This is a genomic window from Brevundimonas sp. (assembly GCF_036676055.1).
Classification (GTDB): Bacteria; Pseudomonadota; Alphaproteobacteria; order Caulobacterales; family Caulobacteraceae; genus Brevundimonas.
The window spans coordinates 103356-127019 of record NZ_JAKFDS010000016.1; the positions used below are offsets into that span (position 1 = coordinate 103356).

15 protein-coding genes and 1 riboswitch are annotated in these 23664 nt (G+C 68.9%); of the genes, 12 read left to right on the forward strand and 3 right to left on the reverse strand.

Annotated elements, in window-relative coordinates:
- Positions 1 to 7 precede the first annotated feature (7 nt).
- The 12 genes from V6M45_RS02780 to V6M45_RS02835 all read left to right on the forward strand — a co-directional run bounded on the left by V6M45_RS02780 (position 8) and on the right by V6M45_RS02835 (position 16200).
- Positions 8 to 3259, forward strand: a complete 3252-nt coding sequence (locus tag V6M45_RS02780) for an efflux RND transporter permease subunit (protein WP_332653845.1) — start codon at positions 8 to 10, stop codon at positions 3257 to 3259.
- The gene (locus V6M45_RS02785; RefSeq protein WP_332653847.1) at positions 3259 to 4692 is read left to right on the forward strand and encodes a TolC family protein; all 1434 of its coding nucleotides are present in this window, start codon (positions 3259 to 3261) and stop codon (positions 4690 to 4692) included. Before V6M45_RS02780 ends, V6M45_RS02785 begins: the two co-directional genes overlap by 1 nt.
- A 65-nt stretch (positions 4693 to 4757) precedes the next feature.
- Positions 4758 to 4880, forward strand: a riboswitch (SAM riboswitch).
- Between the two features lie 104 nt (positions 4881 to 4984).
- Positions 4985 to 5974 carry a homoserine O-succinyltransferase MetX gene (metX, locus tag V6M45_RS02790; protein WP_332653848.1) on the forward strand — a complete coding sequence of 330 codons (990 nt, stop codon included), beginning with the start codon at positions 4985 to 4987 and terminating at the stop codon, positions 5972 to 5974.
- On the forward strand, positions 5971 to 7155 hold the full coding sequence (gene metB, locus V6M45_RS02795; RefSeq protein ID WP_332653850.1) for a cystathionine gamma-synthase: 1185 nt from the start codon (positions 5971 to 5973) through the stop codon (positions 7153 to 7155). Before metX ends, metB begins: the two co-directional genes overlap by 4 nt.
- A gap of 14 nt (positions 7156 to 7169) precedes the next feature.
- Entirely contained in the window at positions 7170 to 8402 is a 1233-nt protein-coding gene (locus tag V6M45_RS02800) for a homoserine dehydrogenase (protein WP_332653852.1), read from the forward strand.
- A 266-nt stretch (positions 8403 to 8668) separates the two neighbouring features.
- The gene (locus V6M45_RS02805) at positions 8669 to 9973 is read left to right on the forward strand and encodes a UDP-glucose dehydrogenase family protein (protein WP_332653853.1); all 1305 of its coding nucleotides are present in this window, start codon (positions 8669 to 8671) and stop codon (positions 9971 to 9973) included.
- Between the two features lie 146 nt (positions 9974 to 10119).
- Positions 10120 to 11637, forward strand: coding sequence for an NAD(P)H-dependent oxidoreductase (locus V6M45_RS02810; protein WP_332653855.1), 1518 nt, complete (start codon positions 10120 to 10122; stop codon positions 11635 to 11637).
- Between the two features lie 30 nt (positions 11638 to 11667).
- Positions 11668 to 11901 carry an acyl carrier protein gene (locus V6M45_RS02815; RefSeq protein WP_332653856.1) on the forward strand — a complete coding sequence of 78 codons (234 nt, stop codon included), beginning with the start codon at positions 11668 to 11670 and terminating at the stop codon, positions 11899 to 11901.
- 208 nt (positions 11902 to 12109) lie between these two features.
- A complete protein-coding gene (locus V6M45_RS02820) occupies positions 12110 to 13303 on the forward strand; it encodes a class I adenylate-forming enzyme family protein (RefSeq protein WP_332653858.1) in 1194 nt (397 codons plus the stop codon).
- The gene (locus V6M45_RS02825) at positions 13300 to 13473 is read left to right on the forward strand and encodes a hypothetical protein (protein ID WP_332653860.1); all 174 of its coding nucleotides are present in this window, start codon (positions 13300 to 13302) and stop codon (positions 13471 to 13473) included. The genes V6M45_RS02820 and V6M45_RS02825 overlap by 4 nt, the downstream gene beginning before the upstream one ends.
- Entirely contained in the window at positions 13460 to 14560 is a 1101-nt protein-coding gene (locus V6M45_RS02830; protein WP_332653862.1) for a hypothetical protein, read from the forward strand. The genes V6M45_RS02825 and V6M45_RS02830 overlap by 14 nt, the downstream gene beginning before the upstream one ends.
- Positions 14557 to 16200, forward strand: coding sequence for an MBOAT family O-acyltransferase (locus V6M45_RS02835; RefSeq protein WP_332653863.1), 1644 nt, complete (start codon positions 14557 to 14559; stop codon positions 16198 to 16200). Before V6M45_RS02830 ends, V6M45_RS02835 begins: the two co-directional genes overlap by 4 nt.
- Positions 16201 to 16320: 120 nt before the next feature.
- On the opposite strand, the gene V6M45_RS02840 is transcribed toward V6M45_RS02835, so the two are convergent.
- The 3 genes from V6M45_RS02840 to V6M45_RS02850 all read right to left on the reverse strand — a co-directional run bounded on the left by V6M45_RS02840 (position 16321) and on the right by V6M45_RS02850 (position 23660).
- Positions 16321 to 20898, reverse strand: coding sequence for a M10 family metallopeptidase C-terminal domain-containing protein (locus V6M45_RS02840; RefSeq protein ID WP_332653864.1), 4578 nt, complete (start codon positions 20896 to 20898; stop codon positions 16321 to 16323).
- 148 nt (positions 20899 to 21046) lie between these two features.
- The gene (locus V6M45_RS02845) at positions 21047 to 22126 is read right to left on the reverse strand and encodes an acyltransferase family protein (RefSeq protein WP_332653866.1); all 1080 of its coding nucleotides are present in this window, start codon (positions 22124 to 22126) and stop codon (positions 21047 to 21049) included.
- 103 nt (positions 22127 to 22229) lie between these two features.
- Positions 22230 to 23660, reverse strand: coding sequence for a hypothetical protein (locus V6M45_RS02850; RefSeq protein ID WP_332653868.1), 1431 nt, complete (start codon positions 23658 to 23660; stop codon positions 22230 to 22232).
- Positions 23661 to 23664: the final 4 nt, after the last annotated feature.

Sequence of the window (23664 nt, forward strand, 5' to 3'; positions counted from 1 at the left end):
GCCGGACATGAACATCTCACGCTTCTTCATCGACCGGCCGATCTTTGCGGCCGTGATCTCGGTGTTCATCACGCTGCTCGGCGTGTTCGCCTATCCGCTGCTGCCGCTGTCGCAGTATCCGGAGATCGCCCCGCCGACGATCGCGGTCACGGCCGTCTATCCGGGCGCCTCGGCCGAGACCATGGCCGAGACCGTGGCCGCGCCCATCGAGCAGGAGGTCAACGGCGTCGAGCGCATGCTCTACATCTCGTCGTCCTCGACCTCGGACGGGGTGGCCACGATCACCGTCACCTTCGAGCCGGGGACGGACCTCGATTCCGCGCAGGTGCTGGTCCAGAACCGGGTCTCCCTGGCCGAGCCGCGCCTGCCCGAACCGGTGCGCCAGATCGGCGTCACGGTGAACAAGCAGCAGCAGGACTTCCTGCTGATCGTCGGCCTGACCTCGCCCGACCGCAGTCTGGCCAACGACTATATCGGCAACTACGCCAACTCGACCCTGCGCGACCGCTTCCTGCGTCTCGACGGCGTCGGCGCGGTGCAGGTGTTCGGCGGCGGCAACTATTCGATGCGGGTCTGGATCGACCCGAACAAGGCCGCCGCCCGCAATCTGACGGCCCAGGAAATCGTCGGCGCCCTGCGCGGACAGAACACCTCGGCCGCCGCGGGCGCCATCGGCCAGCCGCCCTTCCCCACCAACGCCGCGGCCTTCCAGCTGCCGGTGCAGGTGCAGTCGCGCCTGAGCAGCCCGGACGAGTTCGGCGATATCGTCATCAAGACCGACGCCCAGGGCCGGACGACGCGGGTGCGCGACGTGGCGCGGGTCGAGCTGGGCTCCCAGGACTACGGCATCCGCGGCTATTTCGACGGCCAGCCCGGCGTCGCCCTCGCCATCCAGCAGCAGCCCGGCGCCAATGCGCTGGAGACCGCCGAAAGGGTCATGGCAGAGATCGAGGCCGCCCGCGCCGAACTGCCGCCCGGCATGGCCATTTCGGTCCCCTACAACCCGACCGAATTCGTCGCCGAGTCGGTCGAGGCGGTGCAGCACACCGTGTTCGAGGCGATGATCCTGGTGGTGCTGGTGGTCATCGTCTTCCTGCAGACCTGGCGCGCCGCCATCATCCCGATCGTGGCCATCCCCGTGTCGCTGGTCGGCACCTTCGCGGTGCTGCTGGGGCTGGGCTATTCGATCAACTCGCTGTCGCTGTTCGGCCTCGTGCTGGCCATCGGCATCGTGGTCGACGACGCCATCGTCGTGGTCGAGAACGTCGAGCGCTACATCCGTCAGGGCCTGACGCCCAAGGAGGCGGCCTACCGATCGATGAGGGAGGTCTCGGGGGCGCTGATCGCCATCGGCCTGGTGCTGGTGGCGGTGTTCGTGCCGACCGCCTTCGTGCCCGGCATTCCCGGCATCTTCTATCAGCAGTTCGCGGTGACCATCGCCTCGGCTTCGGTGATCTCGCTGCTGGTCTCGCTGACCCTGTCGCCGGCCATGGCCTCCGTGCTGCTGAGGCCGCACGACCTGAGCCACGCCCCGGTCCGCAAGCCCGGAGCGCTGGGCACCGTCGCCTATTACGGCGGCTGGGCCGGACGCCGGTTCAACGAGGGCTTCGACTGGCTGTCGGACAAGTACGGCCGACTGACCGCCCGGCTGGTGCGAACCGTCGGCGTGGTGCTGGCCGTCTATGTCGCCCTGCTGGCCCTCACCGCATGGCGTGTGGTCGAGACTCCGACCGGCTTCATCCCGGACCAGGACCAGGGCTATCTGATCGGGGTCATCCAGCTGCCTGCGGGCGCCTCGCTGGAACGCACCGAGGCGGTGATGACCGAGGCCCGGAACATCATCGAGAAGACCGAGGGCGTCGATGGCACAGTGGCCTTCGCCGGTCTCGACGGCTCGAGCTTCTCGTTCGGATCCAATGCGGCGACGATCTTCGTCCGCCTTGATGAATTCGACGAGCGCAAGACCAAGGAGCAGGCCGCCGCGGCGCTGGCGGGCGCCATCACCGGCGCCACCTTCGGCATCGAGGACGCCAACATCTTCGTCATCGCCCCGCCGTCGGTGCAGGGCCTCGGCAACGGCAACGGCTTCAAGATGATGGTGCAGGACCGCGGCGGCCAGGGCTATCGCGCCCTGGAAGGCGCCACCTTCGCCATGATGGGCGGCGCCGCCCAGCAGGCTGACCGCGTGCAGCAGGTGTTCTCGCTCTACAACACCGGCTCGCCGCGCATTTCCGCCGACGTGGATCGCGACCGCGCCCTGATGATGGGCGTCCAGCCCGACGACGTGTTCGACACGCTCGGCATCTATCTCGGCTCGGCCTACATCAACGACTTCAACTTCCTGGGCCGCACCTTCCGGGTCACGGCCCAGGCGGAACCGGCCTATCGCGACGACGTCGCCGACATCGCCAATCTGCAGACCCGCTCGGCCTCCGGCGCCATGGTGCCGATCGGCTCGGTGGCGACGCTGAGGGACGATTCCGGTCCGGCGCGGGTCGTGCGCTACAACCTGTTCCCGGCCTCCGAACTGCAGGGACAGGCGGCGCCCGGCGTGTCGTCCGGCCAGGCGCTGGACACCATGGAACAGCTGGCCGCGGCCACCCTGCCGCCCGGCTTCTCCTACGAGTGGACCGAACTGGCGTTGCAGGAGAAGCTGTCGTCCGGCGGCACCACCCTGGTCTTCCTGATGGCCGTGGTGTTCGTCTTCCTGGTGCTCGCGGCCCAGTACGAGGCCTTCACCCTGCCGCTGGCCATCGTGCTGATCGTGCCGATGTGCGTGCTGGCGGCGATGATCGGGGTCGGCCTGCGCGGTCTGGACAACAACATCCTGGTCCAGATCGGGCTGGTGGTGCTGATCGCGCTGGCGGCCAAGAACGCCATCCTGATCGTGGAGTTCGCCAAACAGGCCGAGGAAGAAGGACTGAACCGCCTGGACGCCGCCGTGCGCGCCGCGCGGACCCGTCTGCGGCCGATCCTGATGACGTCCTTCGCCTTCATCTTCGGCGTCGTGCCGCTGATGCTGGCGACCGGGCCGGGCGCCGAGATGCGCCAGTCGCTGGGCACCGCGGTGTTCTCGGGGATGCTGGGCGTGACCCTGTTCGGCCTGATCTTCACCCCGGTCTTCTACGTCGCCAGCCGCTGGCTGGCCTCGAAGATGCCGCGCCGGCCGGAGAAGCCGACGCCCGTTCCCACCACCCATGGCCTGCCGCCGCATGACGCCGACCCCGCGCCGGCCACGCCCCGGCCGGGAGACGCCTGATGATCACCCTTTCCCTTCCCCGGATCCTGACCGCAACCGCCGGCGCCAGCCTTCTGCTGGCCTCGTGCGCGGTCGGGCCGAAGGCGCCTGACGCAACCCTTCCCCCCCTCGCGTCGGGCGCCTTCATCGGGGCCGCGGCGCCCGGCGTCACGGCCGAGGCGGCGCGCGACGACTGGTGGCGGCTGTACGACGACCCGATCCTCGACGGCCTGATCGGCCAGGCCCTGACCGAGAACAACGAGCTGGAGGCCGCCGCCGCCAATCTGCGACGCGTCCGCGCCGCGCTGGGCGAGGCCCGCGTCGGCCGCTTCCCGACCACGACGACCTCGGCCGGCTTCAGCACGGGCCGGCCCTCGGCCGCCACGGTCCAGGGCCTGCCGCCCGCGACCGAGGCGCCGGAGACGGACACCTATGACGCCGGTCTGGACGTGGCCTATGAGATCGATCTGTTCGGCCGGGTGGAGTCGACCATCCGCGCGGCCCGGGCCGACGCCGCGGCCGCTGAGGCGGCGCTGGACATCGTCCGCGTCACCGTCGCCGCCGAGACCGCCCGCGCCTATGCCGACGCCTGTTCGGCCAATGCGCAGATCGCGGTGGCCGAACGGACCATCGAACTGCAGTCGAACAGCGTCGATCTGACCCAGCGCCTGCTGGACGCCGGCTCGGGCAACGGGCTGGACACCGCCCGCGCCCGCTCGGCGCTGGAAAGCAGCCGCGCCGGCCTGCCGCCGCTGCGGGCCCAGCGCGACGGCGCCCTGTTCCGGCTCGCCACCCTGACCGGGCGTACGCCGGCCGAGGCCAGCGCAGCGGCCCGCGCCTGCCAGCGTCCGCCGCAGCTGTCGCGGCCCATCCCCGTGGGCGACGGCGCGGCCCTGCTGGCCCGCCGCCCCGACGTGCGTCAGGCCGAACGCAACCTCGCCGCCGCCGCGGCGCGGGTGAACGTGGCCACGGCCGACCTGTATCCGCGCATCAGCCTCGGCGGCTCTCTCGGCGCCACCGCCCTGGAGACCGACGGCCTCGGCGACAGCGAGAATTTCCGCTTTTCGGTCGGGCCGCTGATCAGCTGGTCGTTCCCGAACGTGTTCGCGGCGCGCGCGCGGATCGAACAGGCCGGCGCCGGCTCGGACGCCGCCCTCGCGACCTTCGACCAGACGGTGCTGGTCGCGCTGCAGGAAACCGAGACCGCCCTGACCAACTACGCCAACGAGCTGGACCGGCGGTCGGCGCTGGAGTCGGCGCGGGATCAGGCCGCCACGGCCGCCCGACTGTCGCGCCTGCGCTTCGACGCCGGCGCCGACAGCTTCCTGGCCGTGCTGGACGCGGAGCGGACCCTGGCCGCCGCGGACGCCCAGCTGGCGGCGTCGGACGCCCTGGTCACCACCTACCAGATCGCCCTGTTCAAGGCGCTGGCGGGGGGCTGGAGCGAAGGCTGACGGGGCCGACTTCGCACCTGCAACAAGGGGATTGACGCCGCGGGAACTGTTCGCCACCGTAAGGGCACTCATCAAGACCGGCTGAGGGATAGGCCCTTTGACGCCGGGGCAACCTTCCAGGATCCACCCGATCCTGGAGATGGTGCCAACTCCTGCGAGGCCTCTTCGGAAGCCGCGAGAGATGAGTGGAGCGACGGCCCCTCCACGTCCGGGGTCCGGCTGACTTCACGGGTCTGTCACCGCACGAATTGGTTCGCCCCACCGGTTTCGCTGAGCGAGAGCGGAGCGGACCGTGGCGTCCCCAAACTGGCCCATCGACGAAGCGCCCGGACGCGATGTCCGCGCCGCCATCCCTGAGGATTTCCGGCTGGAGTCCGGCGAGCGGCTGGCCGCCGCCGAGGTGATCGGCCGGCTGCACGGCCCGGACCACGGGCCGCTGATCGTCATCGCCGGCGGCATCTCCAGCGACCGGTTCGCGGGGCGCTGGTGGTCGTGGGCGGTGCGGGCCGGCGGTCCGGTGGACCTGAACCGTGCCCGGGCGCTCGGCTTCGACCTGCTGCCGGGGCGGGACGATCCAGGCGTCACCATCACCACCGCCGATCAGGCCCGGCTGCTGGCCCTGCTGCTCGACGAGCTCGAAGAGCCGATCGTCGACGCCTTCGTCGGCGCCTCCTATGGCGGCTGCATCGGCCTGGCCTTCGCGGCCGCCTTTCCGGAGCGGATCGGCGCGCTCGTGGCGATCTCGGCCGCCCACCGGAGCCATCCCGCCGCCACCGCATGGCGCGGGGTGCAGCGGCGCCTGCTGGCCTTCGCCCGCGACTGCGGCCGCGAGGCGGAGGGCGTGGCCCTGGCCCGCGAACTGGCCATGACCTCCTATCGCACGGCTGAGGAGTTCGGCCTGCGCTTCGGCCCGACGCCGCCTCGCGCGGCCGGCGAGCCCTACCCGGTCTGCGACTATCTGATCGCCCGCGGCGCGGCCTATGCGGAGGCGACCTCGGCGGCGCGGTGGATCGCCCTGTCGGACTCCCTGGACCGACACGCCGTGGCGCCGGGCGCGATCCGCTGTCCCCTGACCGTGGTCGGCTTCACCTCGGACCGCCTCGTGCCGATCGAGGACAGCCGTGAACTGGCCGAGCGCGCGCCGAACCTGCGGGCCTTCTTCGAGGCCCCGTCGATCTTCGGCCACGACGCCTTCCTGAAGGAGCGCGAGCAGGTCGGCCGCGCCCTGCACGACGCCCTCACCCCCCTCTACGCCACCCCCCAACGCGAGATCGCCGCATGACCGCCCTCCACGACGTCCACCCCTGTACGACCGCCGCGCGTCACGGCGTCAACACCGACCCGACGCACGGCGCGGTGATGCCGCCGATCTATCTGTCGTCGAACTACAGTTTCGACGGGCTCGAGGGAAAGCGGCGCTACGACTACACGCGGTCGGGCAATCCGACCCGGGACGTGCTGGCCGGGACCCTGGCGCAGCTGGAGGGCGGATGCGGCGCCGTGGTGACGGCGACCGGGATGGCGGCGGTCGATCTGGCGCTGTGCTCGCTGGAACCCGGCGACCTGCTGATCGCGCCTCACGATCTCTATGGCGGCACCCACCGTCTGCTGTGCGCCCGGGCCAGGCGCGGGCATTTCGAGGTCGTCTTCGTCGACCAGAACGATCGCGCCGCGCTGGACGCGGCCTTCGCGCGGGGGCCGAAACTGATCCTGATCGAGACCCCGTCGAACCCGCTGATGCGGGTGGTGGACGTCGCCGATCTGTGCGCCCGCGCCCATGCCGTCGGCTGCAAGGCGGCGGTGGACAACACCTTCCTGTCGCCGGCCCTTCAGAACCCGATCGCTCTCGGCGCCGACCTGGTGATCCATTCGACGACCAAATACATCAACGGCCATTCCGACGTGGTCGGCGGCTGCGTGGTGGCGAAGGAAGCGGCGGATCTCGAACAGCTGACCTGGTGGGCCAACTGCCTGGGCGTGACGGGGGCGCCGTTCGACGCCTGGCTGACCCTGCGCGGGGTCCGCACCCTGTTCGCGCGGATCGAACGGCAGCAAGCCACGGCGGGCCGAATCGCCGATTGGTTGGCCGCTCACCCGGCGGTGAAGGCGGTCCACTATCCGGGCCTGAAGAACCACCCCGGCCACGCCGTCGCGGCGCGCCAGCAGAAGGGCTTCGGCGCCATGCTGAGTTTCGAGCTGGCCGACATCGCCTCGGTGCGGGCGCTGGTGGACGGGCTGAAGGTCTTCACCCTCGCCGAGTCGCTGGGCGGGGTGGAGAGTCTGATCGCCCATCCGGCCCTGATGACCCATGCCGCCATGACGCCGGACGCGCGGGTCACGGCCGGGATCACCGACGGCCTGCTGCGCCTGTCGATCGGGTTGGAGCATCCCGAGGACCTGCTCGCCGACCTGTCCGCGGCGCTGGGCGCCGTGCCGGTTCCGCTGGCCGCCGAAGCCGCCTGAAGGAGGATGCCGACATGACCGCGCTTTCCCGCCCCCATCCCCTCCCGGCCGCCGACGGCGTCTCCTCCCCCGTCGTCGACGAACCGGTGGCCCTGCTGCAGCTCGACCTGGCCGACCCGGCCGGGGCGGCCTCCGCCGTCTACCGCGAGGTACGGCGAGGACGGCGCGTCGTCGCCGTCGCCTGCGGCGGGGCCGAGGCTTCCGCCCGCCTCGCCCGCGCCCTCGACGCCATCGGCGTGGAGGCCGCCCTGCCCGCCGTGGGCGAAGGCCTGCTGGGTCGCGGCGTGGCCATCGTCGCAGGCCCGGAGACGGCGCCGGTTCGGCCGAGGCCGGCTCTGGCCCGACCGCTGCGCGTCGCCCTGGCCGGTTGCGGCGTGGTCGGCGGCGGGGTGGCCGGGCGGCTGCTGGCCGACCCCCGGTTCGAACTGGTCGGCGTGCTGGTCCGCGATCCGGGGAAGGCGCGCGACGTCGACTTGCCGGACGGACTTCTGCTGTCCGACCCGGCCGCCCTGCTGGCGCGCGAACCTGATGTGCTGGTCGAGGCCATCTCCGAAGCCTCAACGGGACTGGCGCTGATCCGCGCGGGCCTGGCGCGCGGCGTCGATGTGGTCAGCGCCAACAAACAGGCGATCGGCCGCGACCTGCCCGGCCTTACGACCCTCGCCGCAACCTGCGGCGCACGGCTGCTCTATTCCGCCAGCGTCGGCGGCGGCGCGCCGCTGATCGAGACGGTGCGGCGGGCGGCCTCACACGGCGAGGTCATCCGCATCGAGGCGGTGCTGAACGGCACCTGCAACTTCATCCTCAATCGTCTGGCGGAGGGTCGCGCGTTTGATGTCGCTCTCGAGGAAGCCCGGGCAGCCGGGTTCGCCGAGGCGGACCCGTCGGCTGACCTGAGCGGGCTGGACGTCGCCGCCAAGCTGGCGATCCTGGCGTACGAGGCGAATGGCCGGCGCCTGCCGGTCGAAGCCGTGGAGCGCCAGTGTCTTTCCGGAGCGGACGGGTTGCCGGCCGGCGCGGTCCGGCAGGTGGCGAGGCTGGATCTGGCCAGGGCGCAAGCCACAGTGCGCTTCGAGGCGATGAACGCAGACCCGCTGTTCGCCGACCTGGCCGACGAGGGCAACGCCCTGCGGGCGACCACGGCCGACGGGCGCCGTTTCACAGCGACGGGCCGGGGCGCGGGACGGACGCCGACAACAGAGAGCGTTTGGGCCGATCTCGGTGAGCTGGCGATGGGCGGCGACTGACGGAAACGCCCGGCGTCGGCGCCCGGCGGCGCGGGGAGTTTCCGTCGAACCGCCCGGATGCCGCGATACGAAACGCGGCGACGGATTTCGAGATACAGAAGAAGGAGCGATGGTCGACGGCGAGAGGACGGCGCCTTGTTGGCACGGCCGCGCCAACGGGACTTTCCCGCCCAAGTTCGACGGTGGCCGCTACATGATCCCTTCAGGGTGGCCAAAGCCAGGTCCGTCCGCTATCTCCGCGCCATTGTGAGAAAGGGCGACTCCGCATGCGCGTGGCGATGATTGGAACCGGCTATGTGGGCCTGGTCTCGGGGGCGTGTTTCGCCGACTTCGGCCACGAGGTGACGTGCGTCGACAAGGACGCGTCCAAGATCGAGCGCCTCGAGCGGGGCGAAATCCCGATCTTCGAGCCGGGGCTGGACGATCTGGTCGCCGCCAATGTGCGCGACGGGCGCCTGTCCTTCGCCCTGGACGGCGCCGAGGCCATCCGCTCCGCCGATGCGGTCTTCATCGCCGTGGGCACCCCGTCGCGCCGCGGCGACGGCCATGCCGACCTGTCCTATGTCTACGCCGCCGCCGAGGAGATCGCCGGCCTGATCGAGGGCTTCACCGTCGTCGTCACCAAGTCGACCGTGCCGGTCGGCACGGGCGACGAGATCGAGGCCATCATCCGGGCGCGCCGGCCCGACGCCGACTTCGCCGTGGTCTCCAATCCGGAGTTCCTGCGCGAGGGGGCGGCGATCGAGGACTTCAAGCGGCCCGACCGGATCGTGGTCGGCGCCGAGGACGAGCGCGCCCAAGCGGTGATGCGCGAGCTCTATCGTCCCCTGAACCTGAACGAGACGCCGATCCTGTTTACCGGGCGGCGCACCTCCGAACTGATCAAATATGCGGCCAACGCCTTCCTGGCGATGAAGATCACCTTCATCAACGAGATGGCGGACCTGTGCGAAAAGGTCGGCGCCGACGTGCAGCAGGTCGCGCGCGGCATCGGCCTGGACAACCGGATCGGCTCCAAATTCCTGCACGCGGGTCCGGGCTACGGCGGCTCATGCTTCCCCAAGGACACCCTGGCGCTGGTGCGGACGGCGGTGGACGCCGGCTCGCCGGTTCGGCTGATCGAGACCACCGTCGAGGTCAACGACGCCCGCAAGAAGGCGATGGCCGGTCGCGTCCTCGAGGCCATGGGCGGCGATCTGAAGGGCAAGACCGTCGCCCTGCTGGGCCTGACCTTCAAACCCAACACCGACGACATGCGCGACGCGCCCTCGCTGGACGTCGCTCCGGACCTGATCGCCATGGGCGCGACGGTGCAGGCCTTCGACCCCGAGGGCATGACCGAGGCGGCCCACCTGCTGCCCGGGGTGGTGTTCAAGGACGGCCCCTATGACGCCGTCGAGGGCGCCGACGTGGTGGTCATCCTGACGGAATGGGATCAGTTCCGGGCGCTGGATCTGAACCGGGTCAAGGGGCTGTTGCGCGAGCCGGTGATGGTCGATCTGCGCAACATCTACCGGTCCGAGGATGTGCGGGCCCGGGGCTTCCGGTACAGTTCGATCGGGCGGCCCTGAACGGCCGGGCCCGCGCGGCCCGAGCCTGCCGCCATCGGCGGTGAGCGTCGCGGGCGTCCGGTGGAGGATTTCGCCACTGCGCCTGATTTCATGATATGCGCGTCTCAGCGGGCGCCAGCCTCCTGTCGCTACTCGTCGGGCCCATCATGACCACTGTTCTTGCAATCTCGGGAAGTCTGCGAAACGCCCGCTACGGACGCGGCAACGATGCGCTGGTGCGGGAGCTGGAAACCCTCAAGGACCGCACGGAGCTGGTGACCTGGCTCCGGGCGCAGACCCAAGCGCGCCTTAACGACTTCAAGGAAGCGGGTCGCGAAGAGCAGTTGCCGTTCGACGTGATCTACCAGCGCCTCCGGCGCCTGAGAGGCGTGCGCGGCCTGAGCAATTCCGAAGCGCTGGCCGCCGCGGCGCTCTGGGCGGCGCGGCAGGAAGGCGCCGACATCCGATACCTTTCGCTCGCTTCGCATTTTCCGATGAGCGGAGATCCGCGGGATCTGGACTCCCTGAGAGCCGCCCTGATCGCAGCCGATGCAATCATCATCTCAAGCCCTGTCTACTTCGGTGACCGGGGCTCGCTGACCCAGTCATTGATCGAGTTCATCGCCGCCGATCCGGCCCTGCAAAAGGCCTGCGCCGGGAAGGTCTATGCCGGCCTGGCCGTCGGCGCGAAACGAAACGGAGGTCAGGAAACCACGCTGATCTACCAGCTTCTGGACATGGTGAACCTGGACTTCCTGGCCGTCGGCAACAGCAGCGAGACGACCTCGCAGTATGGCGGCACCGGCGTGGCGGGCGACGTCGGCACCCTTCACAACGACGATGAGGGCATTGAGACCAGCATCGGCGCCGGCCAGCGCGCGGCGCGGACCGCAGCCCTGCTGGCGCGGGGCCGCGAGGCCGGCCAACAGCTGGCGGACCGGCTGAGAATTCAGCTTTGGCTGCTGCAGGACACGACGGACGGGGCAGGTCGTCGGTATTTCGAAAGTTGGGCGTCGGAGGCCATGGCGGCCGACCCGGGCCTGGACGTGAAAGTTCTGGACGTCACCCAATCCCGGGTCACACGCTGTATCGCCTGCGATATCTGCCCGATCGAGGTCGGGCCCAAGGAAGACTACCGGTGCATCATCAAGGCTTCGGACGACTTCTTCGTCCAGAACCATCAGGTCCTCACCGAAGCCGACGCCGTCCTGTTGTGCGCCTACAGCCCCAGTGACCGGAGCCAGGTGGTGTCGGCCTACCAGCAGTTCATCGAGCGCACCCGATATCTGCGCCGCGACAACTACGTCTTCAGCGACCTGCTGATGTCGCCGTTCGTCATCAGCGAGGTGTCCGCTCGCCAGAACCTGCACCTGCGCATGCTGACATCGGCGGTGCGGCACCACACCGTGCTGCATCACCCGCTCATCGGCCTGATGCACAAGGGCCAGATCCTGGATGAGAACGGCTTGCGCGAACGCGCCGCCTCATTCATCGCCCGCGCCCGCGAGCTCACGATCGGACGCTATCTTGGCGGCCTGCGCGAGGATGTGGTCTACCAGCCCAAGGGCTATGAGATCAGCGCCCGAAAGGCGGCCGAGGACCAGGCGCTCGGCCGCACCCAAGGCTCCATTCGGGCCAACGCCGAAGCCCATTCCACCAATGCCCGCCGCCGTCTGGCCGGCTGAACAAGCGAACCCCGGACCATGCCGCAGAAGGTGCTTGATACTGTGATCGAGGTCGTGCGCGCCTTTGCGCCGCCGGCGACGACCATCGACGCCGATACTCCCCTGCTGGACCTCGGCCTCCTCGACTCCGCCAGCATGGTCAATGTGCTGCTGGAGCTGGAGTCCCGCCTCGGCATCGTCATTGGCCCGTCGGATCTGTCGTTCGACCATTTCCAGGACTGTCGCCTTCTGGCGGAGACTCTCGCTCACAGGATCCCGGCTTGAGCGACCGATGATTCAGCGGCTACGAACCGGCGGCTGGCGTCGACGCGCGCCCGGGGCGATCGCGCTGACGACCGCGGACGCCGTCCTGACGGTGGGCCAGGCGGAAGCCGCAGCCGACGAAGCCGCAGGACGTCTGATGGGGATGTTTCCCGAGGGCGGTTGCCTGCTATTGCCCTCAGCCGATCCGCCCGCGTTCCTGACAGGTCTGATGGCCTGCTCGCGCGCCGGCCTGACGGCGGTTCCGTGGCGGGAAACCAGCCAGTCGCTGGCGACGATCGCGGACGTGGTCCGCCCGGACGGCGTCTTGCGTCTGGCCGATGGCGAAGTGGCCGTTGAGCCGACCGGAAGCCCGTCGTTCGACGGACCGCGCGTGGGCGATCTGATCATGATGACCAGCGGCTCGACCGGCGCGCCCAAGGGTGTGGCGCTCAGTCTGGATCACGTGATGCTCAACGCCGTCTCCGCCGGAGCAGCGATGGAGATCTGGCGCTGCAACGGCTGGACGATCGACATCGATCTGGCTCTGATGTCGGCGCTCAGCCACATGGTGATGGCCTGGCAGTTCGACCTGCCCCTGCACCACCTGGGGGGCCGCGAGCCGGCGGCCACGACCGCCCTGTTCAGGGACGGCCGCCTCGGCTTTGGCGGCAGTCCGGTCCAGCTGGTGCGCCTGCGCGAACGCCTGGCGTCACCGGACGGGCCGACGATGATGGTGAGCTCGGGCGACTTCCTTCCTCCCGCCATGATCGACGAAATCCGGGCCGCCTTTCCCGAAAGCCGGCTGCACAAGCTCTACGGGCTCACCGAGCTGGCCGGTCGATTCTGCTGCATGCCGCACGACCAGCTGATGGCCGACAAGGCGGCGGTCGGCTGGCCGCTTCCGGGCGCCCGGGTTCGCATCGCGGCCGCCGCCGGCGAAATCGGCGAGGTCGAAGCGCTCAGTCCGTTGTTGATGGCGGGCTACTATCGGCCCGGCGGCGTCTTCGAACCCCAGGCGCCCGGCTGGCTCCCGACCGGAGATCTCGGCTTCGAGGGCGCGGACAACGCCCTGACCCTCGTGGGACGGGCGGATGACGTGATCAAGGTCGGCGGCGAGAAGGTCGACCGGCAGAGCATCGAGCAGGCGCTTTCGGACCTGTTCCCCGACCGCGAATATTGCGTCCTCGGCGTCGAGCATCCGCTGTTGGGCCAATGCCCCGCCCTGTTCGTTTCGAACCTGGCGGGAGCGGCGGCGTGCCCGAGCTGGGCTGCGATTGTCGCTCACATCCGGTCGAAACTGCCGTCACGCTACATACCCGGCCTGATGTACGGCCTGGACTGCGCCTTGCCGAGGCTGGCCAATGGCAAGATCGATCGCGAAGCCCTGAAATCGCAACACCGCAACTTCAGCCGCCTGCGATGAGCGAGCCCGGGCCCCTCAAGGACGGCTTCACAGCAGCCGTCCGGCGCTTCACGGCCTTCGCGGGTCTGGTCGCCCTGTATCTCCTGCCGGCGGCGCTCTGCGTCCTGATCCTTCTGATGGTGGCCGCGCGCCAGGAGGGGGCGAACGCCTTCCGCTATGTCGGTTTCTGAGCGCTTCCAGCGCCTCGTTCGAGGCGCGCCATGGCTCTGGATCGAGACGCCCACGCGCGCGGCGGCGGCGGCGGTCGCGGCGATCGCGGCCTTTAGCCTGGTCGTCGCTTTCGAATGGAGTCAGCCATGGCGTTTGCTGGCCGCGGCCCGGCCAGCCCCTCACGCCGCGCCTGATACGCGCCTGCTGTCGGCCCTGGCCTTGACGGACGTCACGCCGGTCGACACGGTCATTCTGGTCGGCGGTTCGAGCGCGCGGGAATTCCCCGCCAGCGACAGCCATCTGTCCCGCGTGCTGTCCGCGCGCTGCGGTCGACCGATACGCTTCATCAACGGCGGCACGTCTTCGCAGACATTTGCGGAGTCCTGGGCGATCGCCGAAGCGGTGCGGGACGACCGTCGCCGGCTTGTAGTGGTGGGCATGAATTACAGCCGGTTCGAGGAAGGCGCGGCTGAAGTGTCGCGCGACCTGCGGACGCCGCTGCTCCCGCTTCGCCAACCCGCCACGCTCAAGCGGGCGGTCGCCGACGTCGGCGGTTCGTCGCCCATGGGCGCAGGACCGGGCCTGACCCAGAGCTCGTGGCTGCTGCATCGACTGGACGAGGTGACATTCCAGGACGCCCCCGAGTCCTTCCGCGCATTCATCGCCCGGTCCGACGGCGCCTCCCCCTGGCAAGGGCCGGACAACGTCTACCGGGCGCCGCCGCTGGATGCGGAGAGGAAGGCCGATATCGTCCGCCGGATGCAGGCCGAACAGCTGCCGTTGTACGCCGCCCGACGCGGTGAGGCGCTGGCGCTGTGGCTCGCGTTTCTGCGCCGGTTTGACCGGCCGGGGTCCGAGGTCCTGTTGCTGGCGCTTCCCGAGAGCGCGTCGATGGCCCCTCTCAACGCCCGCGCCGGCGCCGCCTTCGCCGCCGATCTCGCCGTGCTGGAGCGCCACGGCGGGCGGGTCGCCGACTGGCGGACGAGCCATGGTCTGGCCGAAGCCGATTTCTACGATCAGCAGCACCTGCTCGAGTCCGGCCGCCGCAAGATCGAGCCCCGCTTCGTCGAGCTGCTGACCAGCGCCCTGCCGGCGTGCAGCCCATGAGACGTCTGGCGATACTCCTGCTCGTGGCCATGGTCGCCGCGGCAGCCTTCTCCTTCGCCCAGCTGGACCGGCGGGTAGCCGTGGATGCCGTGCTGCAGCGTCCGGGCTCATCTACGACGACGATCGCCGTGCCACTGGGTGCGCCCGTCACCCTCGGCGCGGGCGACGCCGTGGCGGTGTCGGTGACCGGCTACGGATCGGATCACGTCGGTGTGCTGCGCGTGCTCTCTGAGGGCGCGCCGCTCGAGGTTGTCGTCGGTGATGGACGCACCGCCCGTCGCCAGACCTGCCCCGCCGAATGTCGGGTGGTCGTCCGGGCCGCCGGCGGCGCCCCCGCCACAGCCCGGATCATCAGCGCCGACGGGATCGTGAAGCTCACGGGGCTTTCCTTCGAACCCGCCACCGCCAAGCGCCACGGCGCCGCCTCCGGCATGGAGATCTTCGCCGGATTTGGCCTTCTGCTGCTGTTCGGGCCGGTCCTGGTGTGGTTGCGGCGATGGCCGGGCGCGGAGCAGATCGCCCTTGCGGTCGGGGGACTGGCCTGGATCGCCTACGCCAGTCTGACAGGCTTCGCCGTCGCCCTCGCCTTCGTCCTTGCGAGCTACGTCGTGATCCGAAGGGTTTCCAGCATCACCAGCCATCGCTCACGCGCTTTGGCGGCGGCGCTCGCGGGCGTCGTTTTGATTGTCGTGCTGCTGAAATTCGCGGCCCCGGTGATGGCGTCAAGCTTCGCCAATCCGGGAGGCCTTTGGCTCGCCCTGCCCCTCGGCGTCTCCTACCTCGCGATCCGGGTGGTGGATCTCATCCTGGCCGCCCACGCCAGGGCGCTGCGTGGCCTTACGCTTCGTGACTACCTGGCGTTCATGCTCTCGCCACATACGCTGCCCGCCGGGCCGATCCAGCTTTACGGCGACTTCCAGCGCGGCCGGATCGAGAATTGGTCAGGCGTCGATTTCGCCGCCGGAGCGGCGCGCATGGGCGTCGGAGTGACGAAGAAGCTGCTGGCGGACAGCCTGCTGCTGCCCCTCGTGACCGGCCATATGGACCACTACCTCTCGGGGGCGGGAGATCCGCAGCGTTCGGTCCTGATCCTGTTGGTGGCGAACCTGCTCTACGTCTACCTGGACTTCTCGGCCTATTGCGACCTGGCGATCGGAGCGGCCAGGGCCGGCGGGCGTCGCCTTCCGGAGAATTTCGACTGGCCGTTGGTGCGAAGCGGTCTGCGTCAATACTGGCGCCACTGGCACATGACCTTGTCGCAGTGGGTCATGCGGCGGGTCTATTTCCCCGCTTTTCTCGCCTCGCATTCCACCACCCTGGCGTTGATGGCCTCGATGCTGACCATCGGGCTCTGGCATGCGCCGACCGTATCCTGGACCCTGTGGGCGCTGCACCACAGTCTGGCGATGGCCGCGGAGGGACGGCTGTTCCCGACCCCGGCCGGCGGAAGACCGGCTCCGGCGTCGCTCCTGGAGCGTCTCGGAGCAGGGGGGCGCCATCTGACCGGCATGGGATTGATGCTGGGCTGGGTGTCGTTGGGGCACAGCTTCACCCTGTTCGCCAACCCCCGTCTGGCGCTGGAGACCTATGCGCTGGCGCTCACCGCGCCCTTCGGCATTCTCTGGCGGTTGGTGAGCTGACAGGCCCCGCGTTGGGCCTGACATCAGCGCCCCGGCCATCTCCGACCCCTGTCGCCGGGATGAACATGACCCCGTGAGACTGCCGCCGGCGCGGCGACAATCTCACGCCCGGACGCCTGATCAGGCCCAGGGATCATGCGGACGCACCGTGTCCGCCGGTTCGTCGGACGGGAGCAGGTGCAGACTGTGCGCCCCGTCCATGACGGCGAGGTCGATGACCGGCCGCTCAAAGAGGTCCCCGTCGGGGTTCCACTGGAAGCTGTCCGACTCGTCCGGCAAGACCAGCGGGGTCTCGTCGTATTGCTCGAACAGGAAGTCGTCCGGGCCCGGGATCACCAGGGGAACGTCGCCCTCGCCCGGCGACACAGGGGTTCCATCCTGCGAACCCTTGGCGTCGCCGAGAACCGGCAGGATCTGCGGGGTGTCGTCGACAACCGTCGGCAGGACCTGCGGGCCGGCCTCCGCGGCCTTGGCGTCCCCGCCCGCCCCCGGCAGAACAAGGGCGTCGGCCCCGGCCTTTTCGGGTGCGACCGGCGCCGCCATCGGCAGGGTCGAACCATCCCCGAAGCGGATGCTTTCGACGGTGGTCATGAGGATGACCCCATCCCGTCCCGCCACATTGTCGGTGATCCGGTATCCGCCGTTCTGGGCGACGATTGTGTAATCCGCCGCGAGACCGGTGAGCTGCAGGGTGTCAAACCCGTCGCCGCCGTCGATCCGGTCGTTACCGCCGCCGCCGATCAGAACGTCGTCGCCGGCATAGCCCAACAGCTCGTCATCGCCCGCTCCGCCGTCGAGACGGTTCACGCCGTTGTTGCCTTCGATCAGATTATCCAGCGCGTTGCCGGTCAGATCGATGGCGTCGACGCCAGCCGTGAAGCTGGTCGACAGCCACTCGATCTCGGAAGCGCCCAGCAGGGTGTAGCTGGTCGAGGCCAGAATCCGGTCGTAGCCCTCGCCCGCGCCTTCGTCGGCGAAGTCGTTGATGTTGTCGACACGGTAGGAATCGTCGCCCAGCCCGCCCGACATCTGGTCGACGCCCAAGCCGCCGTCGAGGTAGTCGTTGCCGCCGTTGCCGACCAGGGTGTCATTGCCGGCGTGGCCCTCCAGCAGGTTCTGGCCGTTGTTGCCCTCGATCAGGTTGTTGAGGGCGTTGCCGCCCAGCGAGATCGTCTCGACCCCGGCCGTGAAGCTGGTCGACAGCCACTCGATCTCGGACGCGCCCAGCAGGGTGTAGCTGGTCGAGGCCAGGATCCGGTCGTAGCCCTCCCCCGCGCCCTCGTCGGCGAAGTCGTTGATGTTGTCGACGCGGTAGAAATCGTCGCCCAGCCCGCCCGACATCTGGTCAGCGCCGAGGCCGCCGTCGAGGTAGTCGTTGCCGCCGTTGCCGACCAGGGTGTCATTGCCGGCGTGGCCTTCCAGCAGGTTCTGACCGTCGTTGCCCTCGATCAGGTTGTTGAGGGCGTTGCCGCCCAGCGAGATCGTCTCGACCCCGGCCGTGAAGCTGGTCGACAGCCACTCGATCTCGGACGCGCCCAGCAGGGTGTAGCTGGTCGCGGCCAGGATCCGGTCGTAGCCTTCGCCCGCGGCTTCGGTCACGACGTCGTTCACATGGTCGACATTGTAGCGATCGTCGCCCGCGCCGCCCCACATCTGGTCGACGCCGCCGGCGCCGTCGATGATGTCGTTGCCGCCATTGCCGAAGATCTCGTCATTGTACGCAGTGCCGGTGATCACATCCGCATTGGCGGTGCCGGCGTAATATTGCCCTCCGCTGGCGCCGACGATCAGCGTTCCGTCCTCGAAGCGGAGACGTTCGACATTGGACACGCTGTCGGTCCCGTCCGGGCCGGTCACAGTGGTGACGCCGCCCACGGTCGAGATGGTCGAGGCCCCGATGGTTCCGGAGAAGACGGCGGTGTCCGTCCCCGCGCCGCCGTCGAGCGTGTCATTGCCCAGACCGCCCCTGATGACGTCATCACCACCAAACCCGTTGATCGTGTCGGCGCCGGTCGTCCCGTTCAGGTCGTCCGCGTTCTGCGTGCCGTCAATGGTCGTATCCAACGGGGCGCCGGTGATGTCGTACAGGCCGTCGGCGAACTGCAGGCGCTCGACATTGGTCAGGCTGTCGGCTCCGTCGGGACCGGTCACCGTGGTGACGCCCGAATTGGTGCTGATCGTATAGGCCGCGCGATTGCCGCTGAAGACCGCCGTGTCGGCTCCGGCCCCGCCGTCGATGGCGTCGTTCTCGGCCCCGCCGTTCAGCAGGTCGTCATCCGCGCCGCCGTTGAGGGCGTCGCGGCCAACCCCGCCGGTGAGGATGTCCGCCCCGGCCTCTCCGTTCATGGTCGCACCGAGGAAGTCGAGGGCGACCACAGGCGCGCTCGGCACGGAGACGTGGAGGGTGTACGTGCCTCCGGCCGGGGGAGCGGTCGTGACCAGCGTGCCGTCAGACCCCGACTGCCACTGCGAAACCTGGATGTAATAGGTGCCCGCCGCCGCGAAGGTGTAGCTGAGACCGGAATCCGTCGCCGGGCCGCCATCGGAGGCGGAATCGTCGTTCTGGACCAGTAGCACGTTCCCCGCGTCGTAAATCCGAAGGACGCTGTCGAAGGTGGCGTTGTCGATATCGAAGACGACCGTCTCACCGGCGGCCACGGTCACGGCGTAGTATTCCATGCCGCCATGGCTGGTCGCCACGACCGTGGCGTGGGGGATGGTGGTGGAATTGGCCACATCAGCGCGCGTGCCGAGGTCGAAGCCGCCCGCCAGGGAGACCGCGTTCGCGATCGAGTCGTTGGCCGTGCCCGACGGCTTGATGATATCCGGCGCGCCGCCGCCTTCTCCAGGCGTTCCGGCGAACAGCTGATCGGCCCCGCCGCCGCCGTTCAGGGTGTCGATGCCGCCGCCGCCGCGGAGGACATTGGCGGCGCCGTCGCCGGTGAGGGTGTCGGCGTAGGCGGTGCCGCGCAGCTCCTCGATGCCGGACAGGGTGTCCGTCCCGGCTCCTCCGCTGGCGAGCCCGGTCGCAAGATTGACGGTGACCCCCGCGCCGGCGCCGGCGTAGTCGGCGACGTCATGGCCGGCCCCGCCGTTCAGCGCGTCGTCGCCCCGCCCGCCGATCAGCAGATCGTCGTTGTCCCCTCCGTTGAGCACGTCGTCGCCGGACCCGCCGTCGAGGGTGTCCGCGCCGGCCATGCCGTGAATGGTGTCATTGCCGCCGAGGCCGCCGATGGTGTCGCCGAATGCGGTGCCGTTGATGGTCTCGTTGGTGATGTCGCCGCCGACCAGCAGACCGCCCGTCGGAGCCGCCGCGATGGTCGTGTCCGAGAACTGCAGGAACTCGACATTGCTGACCGTGACCGTGGCGCCCAGGCCCGTCACCGTGCCGACCTGGCCGTTCCACGTGATGGTGTAGCTGGAACGGGCGCCCGAGAAGACCACCGTGTCAGAGCCCAGGCCGCCGTCGATCTCGTCGTTGCCCCCGTTGCCGGTGATCACGTTGGACGCCGAGTTGCCGCGGATGCTGTCGACTCCCGTGCCGCCGACGACGTTTTCGATCACCACGCCGATGGCGATGGCGACGTTTCCGATCAGGCCGCCGACGCTGGAGAAGGCCCCCTGCCGCAGGTCGATGGTCTGGGCGACGCTGTAGCCGGAGAAGTTGAAGGTGTCCGTCCCGCCCGCGTCCCAGACGGCGAAGATCAGGGCGCTCGAGCTGCTGGTGGCGCTGAACCAGGGCTGCCCGGCGTTGGAGTTGAAGCCGTAGACCGTGTCGCCGGTGCGGGTGGTCGTATTGGCGCCGTACAGGCGCTGGGCCGCGGCGATGTCGTCCAGCAGCGGCACCGCAGAGTAGCGGTTGGCGCCGCCGCTCCGGAAGTCGGCGCCGGTCTCCCGCTCGCTGAAGTAGCTCATCACGGTGTACTGGCGCGAATCCTCGAAATAGGTCGCGTTGCCGGCATAGGTGATGACCCCGTCGGCGCTGGCGTTGTAGGCCGCCGGGTGGCTCAACCCGATGGCATGCCCGATCTCGTGGAGCAGGACCTGCTGGCCGTAGCCCTGCATCACCGGAGTGGCGTTGTAGGACAGCGAGTTGTTGATCCAGACATCGCCCTGGACAGCGCCGGCGGCCGTGGAGCCCGGCAGGTAGGCGAAGGCCGCCGCTCCGGACTGTCCCGAGCTGTAGTTGCCGAACAGTATGGTGGCGTTTTCGGAGTATTCGGTGCCGCCGTCGGTGACGCGCTGGAAGGTGATGTTGGCGACCTCGGACCAGGCGGCCAGCGCCAGCAGCGTGGCGCTGATCTGGGCGGCGCTGAAGCTGGTGTGGCCCGACGTATCCGCGGGGAGCGAGGTCACGAAGGTGTCGCGGAAGGCGAAGGTCACCACCGCCGCCTGACCGAGCCCCGGGGCCCAGCTGAGATTTGACCGGGTGATCTGGGCTCCGGCGTCGATCGGATCGAGCGACGGCTTGCCGTTCGGACCGAACACGCCGCGGTCGTCAGCGTTCAGGATCAGCCCCTGGCCGCCGCCGTCCGTTCCGTCGGTCACGGCGTGGAACCCCCCGCAGCAGCCGCAGATCTGATAGCTGGCGATGGCGCCGAACGACGGATCAAGGGTCGGATCCGCCGTGCCGGAGCGATCGCTCTCGACAAGGCGTGACGAGGTCGAGCCAAAGCTCCGCGAGAAGGAATCAAACATAGCCAGGGCCCAACCGACAAAATTTTCAGGCCATCACCCTAACGGGGCTTCGCGAAACGACAAGCGTCGCCGGTTCAACTCGCAGTGAACGCGCCCCCTGCAACCTTGGATTGATACAGTGAGGACGACGCGACGCGGTCAGGCGGGCTCAAATCCTGCGAGATATGCCGTTGAAGAAATCACGGCCCGGGCTCTCGATCCATCGGAAGGTCAGCAGGGAAACGCCGACGATGAGCCCACAGTAGGCGACCGTCAGAAGATCACCGCCGACCCTGGTTCCCAGGTCCATCCAGGGAGACCCGTCTATATCCACGACCCGTCCGGCGACCGAGGCGAGGCCAAAAGAAACGAGCACAATCAGGTAGTGGACAAGGTAGATCGAGTAGGAAATCTCCCCCAGTTTTATCAGTCTGGGCGTTCGCATCACCCTCGATATCGGGCCGTTCTCGAAAGCGAACACAAAGATCAATACAGCAAACAGGAGCGCCGGAGCGGGCGTGTGGTCCAGCCACGACACGACGACGAATATCGGCACGGCCAGCCACTCAAGCCATCCCGGAGGGGTTTGGCCTCTGGTCCGCCATCCGTTGTAAAGCTTGAACACAAGCCCGCCGAGGAAGAACGAATAGACCCCCCGGGCAAGGGCGGTTGTGCTCTCGCTCTGATCCGCAATCCCGTAGCGGGTATACAGATAGCCCCCCAGACCCGCGAGCATGAACCCGGCCAGCGCCGCCGTACGCGCCGGCAGGGCGAGGGCGCACAGGAAGACGCCGCACAGGACGAACTCCACGCTTATGCTCCAGCTGGGAACATTCCATGTGAAATCGGGGAGAATCCCGGTTCCATGAACAAGCAGGAGATTTGGGAGCAGCGCCGCCGGGTCCGTGGGCCCGACAAACAACGCCCCCCCGACCTCGCGTCCAAGCTGGTGAGAGACCATCCAACGCCCGCACTCCAGGGCGATCACGCCGAGCAGGGTCACCAGGTGGAGCGGATAGAGGCGACCAAACCTGCGGATCATGAAGCGCACCCGATCCCGCATGCCGGCTATGCGGTCGCCGTAAGCGCATGTCAGGACAAAGCCGCTCAGAACAAAGAAGAACTCGACAGCGAGACTGCCGTGGCGAAACAGGTCGACGGCATGCAGATTGCTGACGATGCGGAAGTGGTAGATCGCAACCCACAGGGCGCAGATGCCTCGCCACGAATCGAGAACCGTGAACCTCATCGGCGAGCACCCTCCAGCCGCCAGGCTCCCCCAAGCGGACCGCAGGCTTGTCGATCTGCTATCCGCAGGACCGCCCTTAGGCAATCCATGACCTCCGGGAACGTCACCCCGTCGACACCGCAGCTATGTCGCTGTCCTGCATAATCACGGACTCCTCGACGCGGATGCCGGGCCGGACGCTGTCGATCTCCCGATTGTTGCGCCAGGTCACGTCGACCGTGTTGCTCAGCAGGATCGCGGGCATGTTGATGTTGCGCGCACCGTAGCCAACGCACTCGTTATCGAGCCAGACATTCCCCCGGGCCGGATTCCGCCTGGACAGCCCGATATCGGCAAAGGCGAGTTCCCGTTTCTCGGTCCCGTTCCTGTTGCGGTCAGACAATGGGAACCGGTTGACGGCCCGGACGCCTTCGACGCGACAGTTGCGGGACGAGCAATGAGCGCCATGCGTCAGGACCGCCGCGCGCCGACAGTTCTCGATCCGGTTCCCGGCCCAGTGGACGCCGTCGGCTCCGTGGGCGTCGAGCCCGTGCCAGGTCGGGATGTCGCGAATGACACACCGTTTCGCGCCGCCTCCGCGGGAGGGCGGCGCGGCCTTCAGATCGGCGATGTGCGTGTTGCGGGTCCAGGTCGCCCCATAGGCGTTCTCCTCGCCCGACTCGTCTTCCCCGCCGAGGGTCTCGATGAGGCAGTCCTCGAGCCAAAGATCATCGGCGCTCAGAGCCTCGCTGCCGATGTATCCCACGCCGTGGATATGACAGCGGGCGAGCAGCCCGCCGGTGGTGTAGCGGCAACTTACGGCTTCCCGGCCGACGCCCCGGATCTGGATGTCCTCGAGAACCGGCCCCGCCAGTCGGATCGGGTCCGAACCAGGTCGCCCCTCACGACCCCAGCAGATGACGCCGCGGCCGCCCGCCCGGAAGGCGGAACCCGCTCCGACGATCAGAAGTCCCCGCACCGTACAGCGGTCGCCCAGGCCAAGAACGTCGATCGCGGCCGTCGTGGCGAGAGCGGATCCGTCGCCCAGAATGACGGAGCCCGCGGGGGCTTTCAGGCCCGCGCCCACCCGAAATGCGCGACCGGGATCAAGCCGCGCCGGGCGGCCGAGAGCGGCCGCGGCTTCCAGCCATGTCTGAAGTTCGACGTGTTCTTCGGCCGCGTCGCCGGTCGCCTCGGAGGGTCGATAATCCTGTCCGGCCCGCACCGCCGATGCGACCGGATAGCCCACGGCGCCGAGATGACCGGCCAGGATCTCGGGTTCATCCAGCTCGAACCATTGACCATCCGCAGAGCGGGCGCGCCACGGCGTGGCCGGACCGGATTCGACCCGGCGATAGAAGGCCGCCCCCGGACCGCGCCGATGGTGGCCTGTGGTGCGCACGCCCGGAACGCCGGCCGGCACCCGGGTTTGCGGCAGGTCGGTGAACAGCTCGACCGGGAAGATCACGCTGCCTTGCGCGGGGGCGCAGCGGGCTGCGGTGGGCGACAGCAGCAGAGCGCCCGCTGCAACAAGACTCCGCCGAGAAATCCTCATCACA